Source organism: Methylophaga sp. OBS1, assembly GCF_026319365.1.
In genome coordinates, this window is the sequence record NZ_JAPDMS010000003.1 from 120,097 (window position 1) to 140,812 (window position 20,716).

General features: G+C 50.3%; 15 protein-coding genes. 1 reads left to right on the plus strand and 14 read right to left on the minus strand.

Annotated features, from left to right (window positions below):
• Positions 1-9 precede the first annotated feature (9 nt).
• The 12 genes from OMQ46_RS09920 to recC all read right to left on the minus strand — a co-directional run bounded on the left by OMQ46_RS09920 (position 10) and on the right by recC (position 17,329).
• Complete coding sequence (locus OMQ46_RS09920; RefSeq protein ID WP_266236626.1) at positions 10-1,728, minus strand: ShlB/FhaC/HecB family hemolysin secretion/activation protein; 1,719 nt, start codon at positions 1,726-1,728, stop codon at positions 10-12.
• A 392-nt stretch (positions 1,729-2,120) separates the two neighbouring features.
• The gene (locus OMQ46_RS09925; protein ID WP_266236627.1) at positions 2,121-3,074 is read right to left on the minus strand and encodes a diguanylate cyclase; all 954 of its coding nucleotides are present in this window, start codon (positions 3,072-3,074) and stop codon (positions 2,121-2,123) included.
• Between the two features lie 37 nt (positions 3,075-3,111).
• Positions 3,112-3,525: an ester cyclase gene (locus tag OMQ46_RS09930; protein ID WP_266236628.1), complete on the minus strand. Its 414-nt coding sequence runs from the start codon at positions 3,523-3,525 to the stop codon at positions 3,112-3,114.
• A gap of 25 nt (positions 3,526-3,550) precedes the next feature.
• Positions 3,551-4,045 (minus strand): GNAT family N-acetyltransferase, encoded by a 495-nt coding sequence (locus OMQ46_RS09935; RefSeq protein ID WP_266236630.1) that lies wholly within the window; start codon positions 4,043-4,045, stop codon positions 3,551-3,553.
• A 34-nt stretch (positions 4,046-4,079) separates the two neighbouring features.
• Positions 4,080-5,153: a hypothetical protein gene (locus tag OMQ46_RS09940; RefSeq protein ID WP_266236631.1), complete on the minus strand. Its 1,074-nt coding sequence runs from the start codon at positions 5,151-5,153 to the stop codon at positions 4,080-4,082.
• A gap of 105 nt (positions 5,154-5,258) precedes the next feature.
• A complete protein-coding gene (locus OMQ46_RS09945; RefSeq protein WP_266236632.1) occupies positions 5,259-5,705 on the minus strand; it encodes a hypothetical protein in 447 nt (148 codons plus the stop codon).
• Between the two features lie 96 nt (positions 5,706-5,801).
• Positions 5,802-6,689, minus strand: coding sequence for a hypothetical protein (locus OMQ46_RS09950; RefSeq protein ID WP_266236634.1), 888 nt, complete (start codon positions 6,687-6,689; stop codon positions 5,802-5,804).
• 198 nt (positions 6,690-6,887) lie between these two features.
• On the minus strand, positions 6,888-7,655 hold the full coding sequence (locus OMQ46_RS09955; RefSeq protein WP_266236635.1) for a DUF6602 domain-containing protein: 768 nt from the start codon (positions 7,653-7,655) through the stop codon (positions 6,888-6,890).
• A gap of 277 nt (positions 7,656-7,932) precedes the next feature.
• Positions 7,933-8,406 carry a hypothetical protein gene (locus OMQ46_RS09960; RefSeq protein WP_266236636.1) on the minus strand — a complete coding sequence of 158 codons (474 nt, stop codon included), beginning with the start codon at positions 8,404-8,406 and terminating at the stop codon, positions 7,933-7,935.
• A 202-nt stretch (positions 8,407-8,608) separates the two neighbouring features.
• Positions 8,609-10,474, minus strand: coding sequence for an exodeoxyribonuclease V subunit alpha (gene recD / locus OMQ46_RS09965; RefSeq protein ID WP_266236637.1), 1,866 nt, complete (start codon positions 10,472-10,474; stop codon positions 8,609-8,611).
• Complete coding sequence (gene recB, locus OMQ46_RS09970) at positions 10,467-14,120, minus strand: exodeoxyribonuclease V subunit beta (protein WP_266236638.1); 3,654 nt, start codon at positions 14,118-14,120, stop codon at positions 10,467-10,469. The genes recD and recB overlap by 8 nt, the downstream gene beginning before the upstream one ends.
• Entirely contained in the window at positions 14,117-17,329 is a 3,213-nt protein-coding gene (recC, locus tag OMQ46_RS09975) for an exodeoxyribonuclease V subunit gamma (RefSeq protein WP_266236639.1), read from the minus strand. Before recC ends, recB begins: the two co-directional genes overlap by 4 nt.
• 107 nt (positions 17,330-17,436) lie before the next feature.
• On the opposite strand from recC, the gene OMQ46_RS09980 reads away from it, so the two are divergent.
• A complete protein-coding gene (locus OMQ46_RS09980; RefSeq protein ID WP_266236640.1) occupies positions 17,437-18,396 on the plus strand; it encodes a bifunctional methionine sulfoxide reductase B/A protein in 960 nt (319 codons plus the stop codon).
• A gap of 25 nt (positions 18,397-18,421) precedes the next feature.
• On the opposite strand, the gene OMQ46_RS09985 is transcribed toward OMQ46_RS09980, so the two are convergent.
• Together OMQ46_RS09985 and hslO are read right to left on the minus strand one after the other, a co-directional pair.
• Positions 18,422-19,693 (minus strand): NAD(P)/FAD-dependent oxidoreductase, encoded by a 1,272-nt coding sequence (locus OMQ46_RS09985; protein ID WP_266236641.1) that lies wholly within the window; start codon positions 19,691-19,693, stop codon positions 18,422-18,424.
• A 60-nt stretch (positions 19,694-19,753) separates the two neighbouring features.
• The gene (gene hslO, locus OMQ46_RS09990; RefSeq protein ID WP_266236642.1) at positions 19,754-20,641 is read right to left on the minus strand and encodes an Hsp33 family molecular chaperone HslO; all 888 of its coding nucleotides are present in this window, start codon (positions 20,639-20,641) and stop codon (positions 19,754-19,756) included.
• Positions 20,642-20,716: the final 75 nt, after the last annotated feature.

The following is a 20,716-nucleotide window of genomic DNA, read 5'->3' on the forward strand; positions in this document are numbered from 1 at the left end:
CCTATTTTCCTAATATTGATAAGTCAGGCTGAAGCCCAGGTGCCTGCCTGATTCAAATCCTTCTGGTTTTTCCAGTGGTATACCCGCGAATAAATCATAAAACAGGCTCTTCCAATGGCCTTTAAGCCCCACTACCCAGCCAGCTAGCGTCTGTCCGAGCAGTAAATGAGCCGATTGACCACTGACATGGCCGACGTCAATACCGGTATAGAGTTGGTGTTGAGTTTGGCCCAGGCGCATGCTGAGCGTGTTCTGACTGAACCAGCCGCGTTCAGCCAGTAAAGTCATACCACCATCAAATCCTCTCACAGTGTAACGACCTGCTATCGACAAGCGATCCTGAGGCACCAGCGTGGTTTTATTCCACTGCGCTTCCCAGTAGCTGTTGAAGTTAAAGCCCTGTCCCAGAACGTCAAAGGGGTAGTTAAGATTGAGATTGGCCGTAATAATTTTAGGTCTTGAAGTGCCTTCATCAAATGCAGCTTCCGGCGCCGGCATAGCATCAAAGGCACCGGTACCACGCTGGTAAGCCAGGCCGATATCTAACGCAGCCTGTCTGATAAATAACTGATAGTTAAGTGATGCTATCCATCCAGACATGCGTCGATGCTGAACTTCAATTTCAGTGTCTTCAATAAAATTACGCGAGGATGTTTTATAGGCTTTCAGCCCTAGCTTCAGCCTGCTGCGGCTGTCTCTGTATACGACCCGGCTCAATCCAGCCTCAGTCCTTCGACTCTTACCACTGTATTCGTATGTCTGGTTCAAGCCTGCAACATTCTGTCTGTATTCAGACTCGCTCGTGTTTGCTGACAAGTGCCAGTAACCAAGCGGGACGGAATAATGAAATGAATAGCCCTCAGTCCCACCGTCGTTCTCAGCATCGCCAAGATCGGTATGAACACTGGCATAGAACAAATCACTCAAGCCAAGCGGGTTATCGAAAGATAACGTCGTCGCGCCCTGATAACGACCGGTAGCATCGTAACCACTGTCATTGACGCTCAAGGTGAGACGAACCGATTTTCGCTGTGAGTGATGAATAACAAGGTCGCTGAAGCCGGGCAGGGCTTTTTCATCTTCGGATGGGACAATGTCGACATCAGCTGAAACTGTCGGCACTCGCCGCATAGTCTCGACAGCTTGCTCTATATCTCTGATATTAAGCAGGGTGTCCTCCTCAAGCGGTAAAGCGGCACGTCCCGGTCTGGATAGCTCGGTGCTATCGCTAAACTGGATATTACTGACAATCCCAGGAATCACTGTTAGCTGCAATCTGCCGCCGGTCATATCCTGTGGCTGAATCAGTACTCTGGTCGTGACATAACCTGCCTTGATAATCTGATTCTGAACCTGTTTGATTACGGCATTAACACCATTCACCCCAAGACATCGACCGATTAAGCCGGTGTGTTGCTCTAAGACTGCCTGCAACGCAAAGTTGAACTTCCCAGCCTGCTCTCCCACCAGAACAAATTCATCGATCACAAAGCAAGGCTCTTCGTCCTCAATCAAGGGTGCTGACACATCAGGCGCTGGTTGCAACCTTAATCTGCTGTCCTTTTGCTGCTGTTGCTCCAAAAGCTCAAGTCGACGTTTTTCCTGCTGCTGATATTTTGAATCGAATTCTTCATTGGCCAATGGCGCTGCCTGACACAGATGAGAATAAGCCAAAGTTGAGAGCAAGCATGCCAGCAACATGAGCGGCAACTTTACACCGAGTCGCATGATGCTATCAGTGAGCTAGAGAGCGGAGTTTTTTCTGATCAGAGTGATCAGCAAGACAAGTCGATAAAAGTGAATGGTTAGAAACAAATAAATCCATGTAGCTATTGTCCTCCTTGACATTGCCGCATCCCCAGCGACCTGCTAACCCATAAAAACGCGCACGTTCCTGTGCACTGATTAACAAAAATAGAGGACTAAATTCACAATTACTACAGTTTCGTGACGTTTTTTATCAATAGTGTGAAACAGCTCACATCACTATCGCTTTAGCCATAAAGTTATGACGGAATGATGCTCGACTTCTCCTAAATGTGATGTTAACGCCACCAAAAATCTAAGCTCCGCTAGCCAGGGTTAGGTTGCTAGTTGGCGCTTTGAGTCAAAAGAATGTGTCAGGAACCGGGTTGATAAGCGACGACTTGGTTTCTGCCATTCGCTTTCGCCGTGTACAAGGCCCTGTCAGCTTCGTGAACAATTTCCCCGACAGATTTATCTGCTTCAAAGTCGGATACACCAATAGAAGCAGTAAAAGTTATCTCTTTGTCTTCGTATTGAGCGCGAAGCTGGCTTATTTCTTTACAGACTTTCTCCAGAATCGCCAACGCGCTGTCATGCCCCGTATCTGGCAGCAATATCAGAAACTCTTCTCCGCCATAGCGACTGACGCTGTCAGAGTGTCTGAATGCAGAAGATAAATAATCTGACAAGACTCTAAGCACCTGGTCACCAGCCTGGTGGCCGTAGTTATCATTGACCGATTTGAAGAAATCGATGTCCAGCATGGCAATGCTGTAAGGCGTGCGATGACGCATCGAGTATGAGTGATTCTTTTCGAGAATCAATCCGATAGACTTTCTGTTGATCAACCCCGTCAATGGATCAAAAGAATGTTGCTGATTGATCAAGTTATCACGCAAGGTGACCAGGGATTTCATTAATTTTTCTTGTTTGTGGGATACCCGTCGGTAGTCATCCAAATTCACTTCGCGAGTGCGTTTAAATGTCTCAACCAGCTTCCTGACTTCGTCATGCATGGTTTGATGCGTTGTCTCCAGCGTCTTGAACTCGGGATTGTCTCGAATCTCATCGCTGGAATGACTGTAAAACCAACAACCAAAATCGCACTTCCTGTGTGCATCCCCGGCCGTGATCGTGACCGGAAAATCCTGTTTACAAAGCAAGCCTTCATGGAGTTGAACATACCAGGCGCGATGGTTTTCAATTGCTCGTTCCATGATATTTAACGCCTCTTCAATTTCCTCTTGAGAGAAGTTATTGCGGTTAACTATCTGGTTAAAATCAAGCTCGCTGGTCATTGTTATTTTGCTATTACCTGTTTTTACCATTACAACAGAGTCCGGCAGGTAACGACAGTCATACAACTTACAATTTCTTTATTTCATTTTCCTTTAGCTGATTTTCGAGGCTCTTTAAATCACCCAGCACCCAAACGTCACAGATCCGCTCACCTTCAAAAGTGAACAGGGCGCAGCCAGTCCAGCTTACACGTTCATGCGAGGGTAAATAGCCCATCAATTGATCTCTGTGAATGCCGGTAAAGGTCATCTTGGCAAAAACCTTATCTCCCTCTTCGACGAGTTCTTCAATAATGCATTGGTAATCGCCCAATGCTTTGTGGACCATATCGACATAGTCAGAGAAACCCTGGTAGCCTTGTTTCTGCTGTCCCAAAGAGCCTCTGAAGGAGAAGTTCTCATGCAGGATCGAGGGCATGGCTGTCATATCATTAGCATCCCAGAGAACTTCATAAAATCTTCGGACTTGGTCTTTATGCATTAACTGCGCTCAAAATCATTACGCTTCATCCAGCCGACGCGTCAGCGGTCGCCTGAAGTGATTTGTCAGGCACTATCTCCATCTTGATTGTAGAACCATTTCTTACAACCACTCTAAATCCCAATTTTTCATAAAGACGTTTGGCCGGATTATCCACAAACGTTGTGAGTCTGATTAAAGTATGTTGATTTTGAGTCAGAAAATCAGTGAGAAGCTTTGTCCCAATACCTTGCCCCTGAAATTGAGCAGCAAGTTGAATGTTGTCGATATAGAGTGAATCTTTGTTGCTTACATGACTGAAGTATCCGACTGCTTTATCTCTAACGCTTATTATTTGAATATTGTCTACGACAAAGCCATTTCGGAATTCTGAGTCGAGCCAACCACCCCAGTGACGACAAAATAGGTCGTACATATTCTGTTTTGTGAGCTCGTAGCAAAATTCATAATCACCTTGATTCGCTCGTCGGAGGTCATATTTCATATGTTGAGCTTCCATGTCACAGTCTAACGCTGCCATGCACGCTCTTGTCGCGTGCATGGCTTTGTTAAAACTAGTTCTCCCCTTCATCTGAATCTTGATCAGGGGAAGGCAATTCCTTGGATTGAGAGTCCGGTGAGTAACCAATGCTCGAAGTAGTGCTGCCCACCTCTAGGCTCTTCTGAACTTCTGAGCCGACTGACTGAGTTTCTCCATTGATTGTAAGGGAGCTTTGTCCGCCGACTAACAGGTTTACGTCCTTTGCTATGTGTACTGCTGAGGCTCGGAGATGATCTTCAATTTCGTCTGTGTTTACTCCCTCGGCCTTTAGCCGGTTGGAAAAATCCATAACAGAGTTAAGAGCATCCAGCTTTTGTGGAACAACCCCGAGTTGCCCCTCTTTCGTGTAATTCCGATAAATAAATGACGCCGACGATCGAAGACAATCAACGATAAGTCTAATGACACGTGAATCTCCAAAAACTTCGGACCAAAGGCTGCCTGACTCCACTTTTTGTAGCCTGAGCGGTGCTTCAGTTAAATCAACGCCAATGATCTGAGCAAATTCTTCATATAACCTATGTATCGCAAGAAGACGTTTGGCAAACTGATCCAAAGGCATTGAGTCCGGCAGGTAGATCGTCAGGGTCTGCCCTTCATGCCCAGAAGGCCCGCCCTCAAGATTCACGTATGCCAGTTGCACGGCCAAATGGAATCCGTTTAGCAATTCCAAAAGCGTTCTTGCTTCGACAATCAAAGGGCCTGCCGACTGAGCTGTATAGTGCTTGATGTAGTGCTCATAATGTTTTGCAAAAGCATCAATGCGAGAAGACACCTGCTTGATAAGTCCCAAATCCTCAATTCGAAGATTGGTCGCAACTGAAAGTTCGCTTTGAAACTCTTCCATTGAGGCAAAAAACTTACGAGGGCTAATCGGAGATACCTCCTTACGAAGCTGATTCAGATGACCTCGCAAGTTGTTCGCCGCTTCGTTCCCCTTAGTACCAGACTCGCCAATCTTGCTCAGCAAATCGTTAAAGCCAGGAAATGACTCATTAATCAGTCTCAAACCTTCCCTGAAGTCCTGGGCTTTTTCATAAGCCCCAAGCAGGATTTTCAGTTCTTGTTTTAGCTGAAATGACAGCATTAGATTTATCTCCTGTAGACTTTAACGAAGCTTAGGGGCACCCTTGGACTAGAGGGGAAGCCGCAATGAAAAGGCAGTCCGGCGGCCGCGTACTTCAGCGACTTGTTAAAAAGAAGTCCTATTCCTCCGCACTTGCGGCGGCACATAGTTGGCGTCAGTGAAGGTGTTCTTGCATGACCTACAATTCCAAGTATTTCTGCCACCGCCCTGTAAGCGCACCAAGCGCTGTTCGACATCGTAGCACCGTTGGCAATATGGCCCATCGCGAAGCTCGCCATCTTCGAGCCAGTAATAAGGGTTTTCCCAAATTACTCTCTGTTTGAGCGCAAGCTGTTCATTGAGTGATGCGATCACATTGTCTTTTTCGATTAAGTCCGATTGAATCCCCGCAATTTCCAGCTTTGCCTCAGCTAGAGAGCTGATCAATTCCGCGATCTGAAGTTTTACTTCGGCCTGCTCGAGAGAAGAGCCACTGTCCTTGATAAGCTTGGCAATATCTGTAGCCGTTTTAAGGCTACCAAGTGCCGCCGCGATGGTTGCTATATCTGCCATAAACTCCTCTTTTTTAACGCTGCCAACACGCGCAGCTTTGTATTGTAGGCGCAGCCGCAACGGAAAAGCTGTCGCTGTGCGTGGCCTTGTTAGATGCTAGTACTCAGTGTAGCCAACGACAAATCCGTCAAGACCAACTGAATATTTATCTTGTCCTCTATCAATCGAGGAGTACTCTTTTAGCCGCTTGGAAATACTTTCAGAAAAGTCATATTCTTTGCTTCGGATTAATTCCGAAATTTCACGATCAAGTCCAATACTTAGCTTCCTCTTGGCCTGTTGTAAATCGAAGAAATCAACCTCAAGGCCATCAATCCGTTCTGTCCGGAATGGGCGATCCAGTATTTTATCGGCAAGCAAGAATGGCGAGTAGTAAGAGTCAATGAATTTTTCTCTGTTGATTTCGACTCTCTTGCCTTCATCGCTTGGTGGGTCTTCTAGGTATGTAAGTATTCGGTCGCGCCCAATATATGTGGCACAAGCACTGCCTGTTGAGGGCGCGACGCCATGAATAGTAGCAACTTGTTGAATCTGGTTCTTTGCCTCAGAGATTTTACCGTTAAGCTGGGATGTAGATGATGAAACACCCTTCGCCTCAAAAATATGCCAATTACCATCGGCGTCTTGCCCAACTAAGTCCGGCTCCTTCGGGCGAATATTGCCTGCTTGTTGAACAAAAGTTACCGCATTCTGCTTCTTAAGAAACTCAATGTGAACCAAGTTTGGTATATCTAGTAGCTTTTCAGAATACAGCTTAGCAAAAGCCATCCCCAAGTTGTAACTGACAATTCTTTTTTCATCAGAAACATAGGTATCAAATATTTGATGGCGCCTGATGCCAGACAAGTCTGATTGGATGTTGCTTGCAACAATGGCAACCTTTTTTAATATTGAGTCATAAAGTGCTCGTGCAAATCCATGATCGCGAATATTTTGAAGGGAAAAAAACGATGGATTCCCAACGGTGATAATGCTGCGGTACAAGTCAAGCTTTCTGCATCGTAGTGTAGTCTCACCAACTGTATTTATCGCAGAAAATGGAGGCGGATAATTCTTAACAACTCGATGAATATTTGGCATATATCTAGTGTCTATTTTTTATGGATAACTCGAGCATCTAACGCCCTGAATAAGCCGCCAATTTGGAGCGGCAGCGGAAAATTGGTCGGCTTGATTCACTTGTTATGAGCTACTTGTACTGAGCACCGTCGCATAACTATTCCAGTCGACTGCAGGCACGGTGCCCATTGACTGTAACTGTTGAAGCAAACGAAACACGAAATAAATAAGTGAATTTTCCCCATTCTTTAAAATTAGATCTCCGGAAAATGAGTCAAACGCCCCAGATATTAATCCAACCCCACAATCGATTGCCTCCTTATCCTTCAAGGCTTCAAGCGCACTGCGAAAAGCTTTAGCGTCGAGACCACCTCGCCAATCTACAGTTGGAGCGACAATACCAGCCACTATTGGGAAGTGGGCTTTCGAAGGGTATTCCCCTCCAGCATGTCGAATAGGTACTGACGTCCTACGCAAAGTTCGAACTGACTTAGCTTTGCCTGCTGCGTACTTTAGGTACGCCTTATCGATTTTCGGTTTTACTTCCAATACTGCGTACACAGCTTCGGCGGGTACGAACCTATGGTTTTTCTGGTCTAGTAAAGTAGGCGTATATTGGTTATCGAAGATTACGACATCTATTTGGTCACTAGTCTTGCCTTCACTATCAATCACAGTAGCGGAGTCGACTTCGTAACGTTTTGGAAGGTATCTTTTCAGCAAGTCAATGAAGTGCCTTTCATTTATGGAACCTGCCGTAGCACTATGCGGAATAGAAGATGCGGCTAAGCTGATTTCAAGTGAGAGGACTTGCTCTTCCGCTGCGAATGCCTTTCTTAGAAATGACGCGCCGTCAGCCATCGATTCTCTTTTAGCAGGATTGTTTGTCATTACCAAATAACCTGATCATATGTTGATTTTGCACGAGATAGTGCGGCTTGTTGTGCTATCGCTTGTTTTTGAGCCAAGTTAAGATCATCTGAGATGATATTATTTGTGTTTGCTGGATCGACGAATCGAGCACCCACGAAATTATCTCTTAAATAATCCAAGACCAGGCTCAAGTTGCTGGCGACATTTCCAACCCTAGCGTTACGGAGAGCCTCAATCACTGCTAATTCAAGATAGATGGAGGGGAATTCAACTCCATGGAGGCTACGCCATATTTTTACCGCGCGAATTTCTTCCGTTCGTCCGCTGTTGCTACTAGACCTATATGAGTACGAATATTGGTTTTTGTCCAAGTTTTTGACCGATCTTTCCATAAACTATGATCATTCCCGTTGGAGGATTGCCTGCGCCCTGGAACCAGGTCAATTTTATAGCCGTTTACGTTGGTCCCCAGAGATACGTTCTGCCGTTTTACTGGGTAGCCAGCCGATGCCACAGCAGTAGCGAGAGTATTGTAGATATTTTCAAGAGTGTCTGGAGTGGCAGAAGAAAGAGAAATGAAAATGTCCGCATCCGTACTAAGCGTAACCGCAGTCCCTTTGCATAACGAGCCGGAAAATTCAGCGCGGACCAAGAACTGTCCAGCCCAATGCTGAAATACGGGATATAAGAGGTTTCCTGCAGTTTCAGCACCCGAAACATTAACTGCGTATTTGGCGAGCACACCTCTTACATAATCATCTGCTGACATCCGTTCCTCTCAGACTAAGCTTGTCTTTGCTCATAACAGCCTGTTAATGAGGCCAACGGCCTCATAATATTTATTATCGGGCGGCCTTTTAATTTCATTGCCACCACATACACATAAGAAGCAATTTATTGTTTTATCAGTAAAAAATCAAACTATGGCTGATACGTTTAAACAAAAAAAAGCCGTTGAGATAAAGACAGCTTTATTTTTCAAGCTGGTTTTTCAACCCACTCTCCCGCTGATGCCGAGTGTGGATGGTATGTCTTAAAACCGGCTCGGTTGCCAGAATATTGAGTGTTTTTCTGGCACGGGTGATGGCGGTGTAGAGCAGTTCACGATTGAGAATCGGGCTGATTTCATCGGGCAACAATATGCTGATGGCATCAAACTCGGAGCCCTGGCTTTTGTGCACGGTCATGGCAAACACCGTTTCGTGCGCTGGCAGGCGGTTCAGGCCGACCCATCTGAGTTCTTCACCGAAATAGAAGCAGGCTTTGAGTTGACCGCTTTCATCTCTCAACATCACACCGATATCACCATTAAATAACTGCTGGCGATAGTCATTCTGAGTAATCATGATCGGTCTGCCGGGATAATAGGTCTGCGCGGTTCGCCAGCCTCGTTGGGCTAGGTAGCGGGTCATCATCCGGTTGATTGAGGTGACTGATTGCGGGCCTTGTTTTAGTGCCGCCAGGACGCGGAATTCATCAAAGGCCTGCAGAATGTCTTGCGGCTTGGCCTCATTTTCGACGGCATCAATAAAGCGCTGATAGCCATTCGAAACCGTGTTGAGCAAACTGCGTTCATCGGGTGGCAACCAGGTCGATTCGGGTTGTGCCTGTAGCAGACTGATAGCGTTGTCACTGTGACCGGCATTGACCTGCGCTGCCAGTTGACCGATCAGGCTGTCTTTGTCGAAACGGTAGCTATGTTGGAGGCGGACGAAGCTGTCAGTTAATACCGCTTCTGATCTGTTTTCTGCTGACGGGCTGCTGTCATCAGTTTCAGCCTGGTCGCTTTGTTGCGCTTCGGGACTGGATTGCTTCACTCTCGTTCGCAATGACTGGGAAGTAAGTTCGAACAAGGGAAACTGCTCAATGAATTTCTCAGAAAATTGGCCCTGCTCGGCTTCACTGAGGTTTGCCAGTACCGCGCCGGATTCCACTGAGGCAAGCTGCTGGCTATCACCCAGCAGAATCAACCTGGCTTTCTGCGGCATGGCCCGCATCAGCTTGGCCATCAGGCTGATATCAATCATCGAGGCTTCGTCGATGATGAGCACATCCAGTGGCAGTGTTCGCTCGGCGTTGTAACGACCCTGCTCATTGTGTTCGGTAATACCGAGCAGACGATGCAGGGTTTTGACTTCCAGATTCTGTTCACGGCTGATGGATTGTTGCAGCCGGGCAGCGGCTTTGCCGGTGGGGGCGGCCAGGCCGATGCGGAGTTTTTCACCCCCACCCTGACCCTCCCCCGTCGAGGGGGAGGGAGTGTTATGTTTATATTGGCTTTGCAAGCACTGCAGGATTTTTAGAACGATGGTGGTTTTGCCGGTGCCGGGGCCACCTGAAATGATGGCGATATGCCAGCTTAGGGCGATGGCAACAGCGACTTTTTGCCAGTCGACACCTTCAACCGGATTGTGCCAGTCGGCTAAATCCTTATTGAGTTGAAAAACATCCAGGTCTTCCACCTGATGTAAGCGCTGGCGGATGGCATCAGCCACATCACGTTCATCCAGCCAGTAACGATAGAGATACAGCAGTCCCTCATCAGTCAGAATCAGGGGTTTATATTCACCGGGCTCTCCAACCGACTTACCTGCCTTAAGTGCGGCTTGCCAGTCTTCAATGCTACCCGGCAACAAGTCAGTCATAGCTTGCAGGGTCTCCGGGATATGAGCCAGATTCAGGCAGACATGGCCCTGTGCCATCGCTTCGGTGAGCAAACCGGCCGTGAGACTGATAACAGGCTGTTCGCCCTGCTCTTTGCGGTCTATAAAAGCAGCAAACTGACAGGCCAGTTCACTGAAACCGTGTTGACGCAGCAGGTTCAATGGCTCAGTCATCGGCCACCTCAGTCATCGCTTTATCCAGCGCTTCCAGCAAGTCGGAGGACGGCCTGTCGTAATAGACACCGGCCTGTCCCCACTCTGGTTGCATGCCCCGGATAAACAGATAGTAAACACCGCCAAAGTGGTTTTCCGGATCGTAGTCCGGTAAACGGGTTTTGAGATAGCGATGCAAAGCCAGGCTGTAGATCAAATATTGCAGCGGATAACCGTGCATGACCATCGCTTCATCCAGTGCCGCCGGGTCATACTGCGCCGCTTTATCGCCCAACCAGTTGGATTTGTAGTCGGCCACATAGAAACGGCCCTCGTATTCAAACACCAAGTCGATAAAGCCCTTCATAAATCCCTGGATATCAGCAAAGCTGAGTTGTTTCAGCACGCGTTCCAGTACCGGCATTTTTTGGATGAAGGGTTGCAGAGCTCGTTTTAAAAGACTGACGGTGAGGTCATTGACCGGGAAGTAAAAGGCCATTTCGTCCAGGCGTTTGTTGGGGCTGATCATCTCCAGTGTGAGGGCAGGTTGGGATGGTTCATTCAGCTCGGGGCTGGATTGCTTCACCCCTGCAGGGGTTCGCAATGACATAGTGTTATTTTGGGTTCGCAATGACGAGACATTGTGAGGGGTTGGCGATGACGTGATGTCTTGAGGAGGTTGCGATGAGGGCTCCTCGTTTTGCAGATCCGGATCACGTAATGGTGTTTTCACCACTGCCTGTAGCCAGTCCATGACCACCGGCGTCCAGTCGCTATCGATACCGTATTGGTTCAGTGTTTTCTCTACCAGTTGCTGCCATTCGGGGCCGGTAGTCTGAAAGTCCCAGTGTTCAAACAGGCTGTGCAGATAGGTACCGGCATTGGCGCCCCGCGGGAAGCCGAAGCGATCCATTCTGTGCTCTGGTGTTTGCGCCCACTCAAGGGTGACTGTCTCGGCATCATAATCAGGTTGTTCGACGCTATGGCCGCGGGTGAGACCACTAAAGCTGCTGACCTGCCAGACTTTTTTAATCTCAGCGTCAAACTCTCTCGCCTGTAGCTGTGCACTGTTATCAGATTGAATCATGCGCTGTGCGGTCGTCGTTGCTTCTGATTTCTGAACACGGATGTTGTCCGAAGCCTCGGCTGCAAGCTGGCTGAGATCCTCCAGCATACCGGCGACATCAGGTTTGTCTTTATTACCATGCAACAGGCTGAACAAGGCCGTTTTCTGAACTTCCTTGGCGGCGCCCCAGTTGATGATGCACCGTTCACGGGCGCGGGTCAGCGCGACATAGAGCAGGCGCAAATCTTCTGCCTTTTCTTCCTGCTCGACCACCGGCTCTGCCAGAGTAAATCCGGGTTCACCAAAAGCGACACAGGCTTCATTATCTTCACCGCGATGGAAGGTCATGATCGCCGGCTTTTGCGGTGGTTTGCCGTAATGCCAGAGAAAAGGACAGAACACCACCGGATATTCCAGCCCTTTACTGGTGTGAATGGTGATGACTTTGACCAGTTGTTCGTCACTTTCCAACCGGATTTGAGCGGCATCCTGCGTCGCTGCAGTGGACTGACGCTGGGCAGCGAACCAGGTCAGGATCGCTTCGATACTGCTATTGCGTTTGCTGGCATAGGCCTGAATCAGTTCTGCGAGGTGCATCAGGTTGGTCAGTTGCCGCTCGCCATCAGGCTGCGCCAGTAAGCGCCGCTGTACATCCAGTTCCACTATCAGGGATCGCAGCATGACGATAAAGCCTTTCTGCCGCCAGCGCTCATGCAGCGTCACAAAGGCATCGGTCTCTGCCAGCCAGGCATTATCATCCTGTTGCAATTCGTATATCTGCAGGGCGGTTTTAGCAAACATTGGCGTCGCCAGTGCTGTCGCGATCAGGCTGTCGTTGCCGGGATTGGCGATGGCCATTAAAACCCGTTCCAACATCACTGCCTGTATCGACTGGAATACGTTATCGCGGGACTGCTGCACGCTGTTCACACCGCGAAGACGCAGCGCCTGCTGAATCGATGAGGCCTGAGTGTGACTGCGAACCAGCACGGCGATATCGCCGCCGTTAAGCGGACGGCTGTTGTCGTGTTTGTCAGTCAGCATGACCTTGCCCGCGTTCGACTGGGCGATGAGTTCGACGATTTGATCGGCCGTATTGGCGGCAGCCCAGGCATGCATATCGCCTTTGTTGACCGGGTCCTGCTCTGCGTCCAGCCAGACAAACTCCAGCGGTGCAGCGGCCTTGCCATCAATCGTCAGCGCTGGCTTATTGTCGCGGGAGGATTTAACCGGATGAAAAGGAATCTCATCATAGATAAAGGCCTTTTCAACCCGCTCGAACAGGCTGTTAACGGCTTCCACCAGCAGCGGATGCGAGCGCCAGTTGGTATCAAGATTAAACTCCTTCTCTGAAGCCCGCTTGGCATTCAGGTAAGTGAAGATGTCGGCACCGCGGAAGCTGTAAATCGCCTGCTTGGGGTCACCGACAAAAAACACCGGATGGCCGCTACCGTTGAACAGGCGATAAAAACAGTCGTACTGAATCGGGTCGGTGTCCTGAAATTCATCGATCAGGGCCGCACGAAACTGCTCGCGAATCCGGGCGGCCAGTTTATCGCTCTGACTGCCATGTAAGGCCTGCTGCAGGTTTAACAGCAGGTCATCAAAAGCCTGCATTTTATTCTGCAGTTTGCGTTTGGGCAGTTCCTGACACAGATACTCAGCGAGCTGACAGCGCAGGTGCTGAAGCTGCAATTCACGGCTGGCAATGAGCTTCTGATGCGATTCCAGAAAGCGCTGAGCATGGGACCAGAATGGATGGTCCGGTAGGGTCTGATTTTTCTTCAGCGCCGGTTCCAGCCGCTCCCGGGTGAAGCGATTCAGTTGCTCAAACACCTGATCCGGCAGGCGCTCCTGATTCAGCATCTCCACCAGCATTTGCAGCCAGTTCTGTACCCAGTCTGAGCGATAGCTGGTCGCTTTGAGCAGATTATTGTCAGTGATGATGGCGATGACTTCGGCACTGTAGTTGAGCCAGCACTGCTTTAATGACTCAAAGTCAGTTTCCGCCTGTAGCCGGGCATTGTCAGGGTCGATTTCAGGCAATGGCAAGTAATTGAGATAAGGTTTACCGGGCAGATTCCCGACGGCACTGAGCAGGGTTTCCGGCGTTTGTTTCTGACGCAGCAGGTAATGTGCGAACTCAGGGTCGGCAGTGCTGACCTCCCGCCGCCAGAAGTCGTCGGCAACCGCCTGTTTGATGGCTTCTTCATCGGTCACCATTTCCATATCAAAGAAATGACCGCTCTCGAATGCAAAGTCCTGCAAGGCGCGCTGGCAGAAGCCATGGATAGTGTAAATCGCCGCTTCATCAAAACTCTGAATAGCCAGTTTCAGTCGTTTCAGGGCCTTGGGCTCTGCCGCTTCCTGCTGACTGAGCTTGAGCCGCTCATCCACCAGCCGTTGACGTAACCTGCCGCGCAGTTCTTCGGTAGCGGCGCGGGTGTAGGTGACGACCAGGATTTGGCTGACTTCCAGTTCCTTTTCAATCACCAGCCGGCAATACAGTTCTGCCAGGGTAAAGGTTTTACCGGTGCCGGCACTGGCCTCAATCAGGTTGAGGCCCTCAAGCGCCACGGTATCTGCTGAAAACAGACTCACAGCTTGCCTCCTTCGATATGCTGAAGGATATCCTGATAAACCTGCTGGGCGATTTCGCCAAACTCCTCGTCAATCGGTGGCTCGGGGTAAAGCAGTTGATAGTATGGGTCATCCTGTTCGGCCATGGCCCGGTTGCTGTCCGGTGCCCAGGTCTTGGCAGCTCGCTTGAAGGCATCCTCCGGCTTCTTACTCTCAGTTGCCTTGAAGTATTCCAGACTGGTTTTATCAAAAAACTTGAGCGGCTGATGACAACCCGTCCAGTAGAGTTTGAGCAGCCCGGCCAGGATCTGCGTGGCACCAGCTACAGGCAGAAACAGCATTTCCGAGTCTTCGGTAATCAGTCGCGTTTCCAGCACCACCGCTTCCGGACGCAAAATATTCAGCAGCAGATGATCAATCCAGGCGGCGATAATATCTTTGCCTTTTTTTCGGGCAAGGCGATAGCGCAACAAGCCCTGGGGACTGATATTGTCGAGCTGACCACCCAGATAAAAACCATCAATACTGACATCTACCGGTATCGCAAACTGTTCACCCAGGGGCAGGTTGGCTTCGAGCTTATCGACAAACTCCTCCACCTTGTTGGCTTCCTGCTCATACCAGGCATCGCCGACATACCCCTGCGGCAGCATGCCGGTGGCATCAATCACCGGTTTCAGACCTCCATCACTGCGCTGACTCAGCTTGGCATCCAGCAGTAGCTGACGCAGTTGCCAGCTTTCCAGGCCATCAAGCTGGAAGGGTTCCCGGCTTTCCAGTTCCTCGTCTTCCATTTCCAGCCTGACACCCAACCGTTCACGTAACAAAAACCGGGCAGGGTGGGCAAAGAAACGGGCCAGTTGTGATGCAGTCAATTCGCGCCAGCTGTCATCGGCTTCGGGAAGAGGTGCATCGAACCAGGCCTGCTGCTGCCACTCGCTGTCATCCGGACACTGTGAATGCTTGTAGCTGAACAGCCCGGGGTGACTGCCATCAAAATAGCGACGACTGAATGGCTGCAACGGGTGATGCATTTTAATCTGGCCCAGAATGTCTTCGCCCGTTTCGGTTTCAAAACGCTCGTTAAGCAAATCCTGTAAATCACTGACCAGCACCGAGGGTGGAATGTCGCTGTTATCGACTATGCTGGCACCGACATAGCTGATGTAGAGCTGACGCCGCGCCGACAATAACGCTTCCAGGAACAAGTAGCGATCATCTTCGCGGCGGGAGCGATCGCCCTCACGGTGATCATGCGCCAGCAGGTCAAAACTGAGTGCTGGTTGCCGGCGAGGAAAAACCTCATCATTCATGCCGATAAGGCAAACGATATCAAAGGGAATACTACGCATCGGCACCATACCGCAGAAGGTAATGCCGTGCCCCATAAACCGGTGGGTGCTGTCGATGCTGTCGAGATGCGACTGCAACCAGCTCTGCACCAGGTCGACCGCGATATCGTCATTGAAACTAGCGTGTTCGCTGCTTTCCACCAGCCGTTCCAGTTGCCTTCGAATCGCGGTCACTTCCATATCAAATTGCGGGTCTTCGAGCCCGTCAGTCGCAAAAAAAGCATCCAGACACAGGTTAAGCTGCGACTGCCAGTCTGCGATATTCTGTCGTCTGGATAAGCTCTGACGCCAGTAATCCAACGTATCAATGAACTGACATAATGCGGCCACGATGCGGGCCCTTTCGCCGCTGATGCCGTCCATCGCCAGCTCACCATCAAACAGTCTGAGCGGTTGACCGGGCTCGTTTAATGGCATGGCAAAGCCCAGCATCAAGCGGTTGAGACCGGCGCGCCAGGTATTGGCATCACTGGCCGGCAAATCAAGCTGGCTTTTATCATTTTTATCGAGGCCCCAGCGGGTACGCGTTTCCCGGCACCATTCACGAATCCAGACCAGCGCGGCATCATCCAGCCGGAATCGTTGCTGCACGGCCGGACACTCGAGCAGGGCCAGCACCGTCTCGACATCAAAGCGAGACTGCGGCAGTTGTAACAGCGTGAAGAAGGTATTGATAAGCTGACTTTCCTGCTGACCACTGCTGTCAGCAATGCTGAAGGGAATACGCAGCTTTTCTTCGGCAGCGCCGAACACGGCTTCAATCCAGGGCGCATAGACATCAATATCCGGTGTCATCACGACGATATCGGTCGGTGACAAATCCGGCTCGCGCTCAAATAGTGCCAGCAATTGATCATGCAGCACTTCAATTTCACGCATCGGGCTGTGACAGACATGGATCGCTATCGAGTCATCCTCTTCTGCGACTGGCGCTTTTTCGCCCTGCACCAGTTCGAACATATCCGCCTGAATATCAGCGAGCATGAATCCGGTTGCAGGCTCGGCGAACACACTTTCTTCCTCGTGCTCGGTTTCCTGTAACTGGCGGAAAAACGACTGGCCCTGCTTGCCCAGACTCGCCAGCAATGGATGACCCGGTTCAGAATCTTCAACCTCGAAATCGAACTGAAGCTGCGCTTTTTGCAGTTGTTTCTGATCCCGGAGGTCACCCCAGTAATGTTCACTCGGCGACAGGTAATACAGCGTGATGTCGATAAATTTCGCCAGCAGCTCGAAGGTCTGCAGATACACCGGCGGCAAGGCAGAAATACCAAAGATGCTGATTCTGGGCGGCAGCCCTGGCGGTGGCGAGTCATTGTTTCTGAGCTGCTCATGCATTTTCTGTAACAGATAAGCACGGTGCTTGGGCTCATTGTCATGTTCAGTCAGCCAGTACCAGAGCTGACTCTGCCAATTATCGGTCTCGCCCCGCTCCCAGCGCTGCACCCAGTCCGGACGGTACATCAGGTATTGGTCAAAGGTATCGGCAATCCGCTCTGCTAATTGGTAGCGTTTGAGTTCATCTTTGTTGTCACCAAGATATGCCGCCACCAGTTCAAAACCGGGCGCTTCAACACAGCGTGGCAAAAGCGCGTAGATCCGCCATGCCAGAGACGACTTCGCATAGGGCGACTGCAGCGGGATTTCCGGCCAGAGTTCGCGAAATAAATCCCAGATATAGGCAGAAGGAAACGGAAACTGAAGATTAGCCGCGATGCCGTGACGGTTCGCCAGAAACAAGGAAAGCCAGCGCGATAATTCATTACTCTGAACCAGAATGGTTTCAGCCTCGAACGGCCCGAGCGGCGCGACGCGCTGTTGTTCGGCCAGGTGGTCAGCCATGAATCCCATATTGTTGCTGTAAACCACCTTGAGCATGCGTGCGCTTATCCCTTAAGTTTTATTGCTATCGATGCATTCTACAGTGAAACATTTGGCCTGTTCAGGCATCAATATGGTATCTGAAAACAAAGTCGGAATTGATTATGACTAACAGCTATAAAAAAGATGACTCAGCCATAGAGCAACTGGATCGCCTGCAATATCAGGTCACCCAGCAATGCGGCACGGAACCGCCCTTTAACAACGCCTTCTGGGATAACAAAGCGCCGGGACTGTATGTCGATATCGTCTCCGGTGAGCCTTTGTTTTCCTCTACCGATAAGTTTGATTCCGGTACCGGCTGGCCCAGCTTTACGCAACCGGTCGAGGCTGACAATGTCACCGATCATCAGGATGAAACTCACGGCATGAGCCGTACCGAAGTGCGTTCGCGTCACGGTGATTCGCATCTTGGGCATGTATTTCCCGATGGGCCTCAAGACCGTGGTGGCCTGCGTTACTGCATCAACTCAGCCAGTCTGCGTTTTATTCCGGCAGATAAACTGGAAGATGAAGGCTACGGCGAATATCAGCATTTATTTGAAGCTAAAAAAGCCGCCAACGAAGAGACGGCCCTGCTGGCGGGCGGCTGTTACTGGGGCATGGAAGAGCTGTTCCGCAAGCAGCCGGGCGTGCTCAGAACCCGGGTCGGCTTTACCGGTGGTCATGTACCGGATGTCAGCTACAGTGATGTCAAACAGGGCCATACCGGTCATGCCGAAGCGCTGGAAATTGTCTATGACCCACAAAAGACCAGTTATCGGGAGCTGCTGGAATTTTTCTTCATCATGCATGATCCCACCACCAAAAACCGTCAGGGCAATGATATCGGTGACAGCTACCGCTCAGCGATATTCTGTATGAATGAGGAACAGGCCAGAGTCGCCTCAGAGGTGATTAAAGACTTCGATGCCAGCGGCAAACTGCCGGGACCGATCGTGACAGAAGTGGTCAAAGCCGGACCGTTCTATGAAGCAGAACCCGAACATCAGGATTATCTACAGCACTACCCCACTGGCTACACCTGCCACTGGGTCAGAAAAGACTGGGCGCTGGACAAATAAGCTTGTGCCCGGCTAAGGCCGGGCACTATTTCAGCTTGCGGATATCGAATAAATCCAGAATCTTGCGCTCGAACCAGGGTTCGGTAATGCCACGCTTCATCTTGTAGAGGAAGTATTTCTCGAAAGCGATTTTGCTCCATTGCACCCAGTGGCCTTTTTTCATCCAGGCCACATTGCGTGGTGGAATCTGCGGTTCGGCGATAAAGGCAGCGCCGGTATGACCGAGATCGGCCAGGCAGATGGCATTCCAGCTGGCGCGACTTTTGAGTTCACGCCCCGCAATCGAGGCGGTGATGTTATCGACTGTGGCGCGGGTCATGCTCTCGATCATATAACCGGTTTTGGGTGCCCCGACCGGCAAGGCCGCGGCTTCCACCGGCGGTATCGCGATACAGACACCGATGCCGTAAATATTGGGATAAGCGACATTGCGCTGATACTCATCAACTTTCAGAAAACCACGCGGATTAACAGCATCTTCACCAAGCCCGGCGACACAATCAACGCCCCTGAAAGCGGGAATCATCATTGAATATTTAAACGGCAATTGATGGGTTTTGATGGTTTCGGCCTTATCATCGACCTCTTCCACCCGCATCTGGCCGGATTGAACCTGCTTCACCCGGGCATTGGTGATCCACTTGATATCGTTCTTGCGAAACTCGGATTCGAACAGGCCCTTGGAATCACCAACCCCGCCCAGGCCCATATGGCCGATATAGGGTTCCGGGGTGACAAAGGTCATCGGCACACGGTCACGAACTTTGGCTTTTCGCAGCGCCCGATTCATGATCATCGCAAACTCGTAAGCCGGTCCGAAGCAGGATGCACCCTGCACCGCCCCCACCACGACAGGTCCCGGATCTTTGATGAACTGACGCCAGTTGTCGTAGGCATCCTCAGCATGATCGACCGTGCAGATAGATTCGGTAAAGCCTTTGGGACCAAAACCCTCGATTTCATCAAAAGCGAGTTTGGGCCCCGTCGCTACCACCAGGTAGTCATAAGTCAGATGGTTGCCATCAGAGAGCGTCAGCCGGTTGTACTGCGCTTCAATTTCACTGACGCCGCTATCGTAAAAATCGATGCCTTTATTGTGCAGTGCAGGCGCCAGTTCAAAACTGATATGACGACGTTGTCGCCAGCCGACCGCCACCCATGGGTTGCTGGGAACAAAATGGAAAATCGGGGTGTTGGAGACCACCGACACACGGTGGTTATTGCCCAATGATTCCTTCAGTTCGTAGGCGGCGGGCAAACCACCCGTGCTTGCGCCTATGATGACTACATGCGCCATAAAGATTCCCGGCTCTCAGACAGAAAGGCTCAAACTAAAACTTTTTGCCGCTACTGACAATCAATGCAAGGTGTCCGGGTCACTGGCCGGAGAGACTGCATCAGTGAAAATTTCGGCGACATCGACCTTATCGAAATGATAATGTTCATTACAGAATTCGCAGGCGACTTCGATCCCGCCTTCGGCATCAAGGATATCTTCCGCCTCTTCCTGCCCCAGCATGCTGATGGTTTCCGCTACCCGTTCACGCGAACAGGTGCAGGCGAAGCTCAGTGATGCCGGGTCAAAAATTCGTACAGTCTCTTCATGGAACAGGCGATGCAGCAGGGTTTCCATTTCCAGTGTCAGCAGTTCTTCATCGGTAATTGTCGAGGCCAGTTGGCTGATGCGTGACCAGTCCTCTTCTGCTTTTTCCATATCCACCTCTTCACTCGGCAATTGTTGCAGAAACAGGCCGGCGACGTTGTGATCGTTGGCATAAAGCCAGATTTTGGTCGCCAGTTGCTCAGAATGGGCAAAATAGGTTTCCAGCGTGTCAGCAATGGTATCGCCCTGCACACTGACCACACCCTGGTAAGGCTGCTTGGCTCCCTCCACTTCGATGGTAATCGCCAGCGTGCCTTCACCCGTTAGCTCACTCAGTCCCTGGTTTTCATCGATATCGCCTTCCCACTGGGCAAAGGCTCTCAGCGTATTGGCACTGGTACACTCCACCATCAGCAGGCTGACCGGGCCTTCCGAGCGAATTTGCAGCACCAGCCGGCCTTTGATTTTAACCGTGGAAGTCAGTAAGGCGGCAGCGCCCATCATCTCGCCCAATATGCGGCGGATGGCGGCAGGGTATTCACGCCGGTTGAGCACTTCCTGCCAGGTTTCCTGCAGGTTGACCCACTCGCCGCGGATCGCTGCATTATCAAAAAGAAAACGTTGTAAACAATCTGACTTCACGTTGAAACACCTATTGTGGTGAGGCGGAATAAAACAAAAAGGCCGGACATCGCTGTCCGGCCCATTCTATCGCAT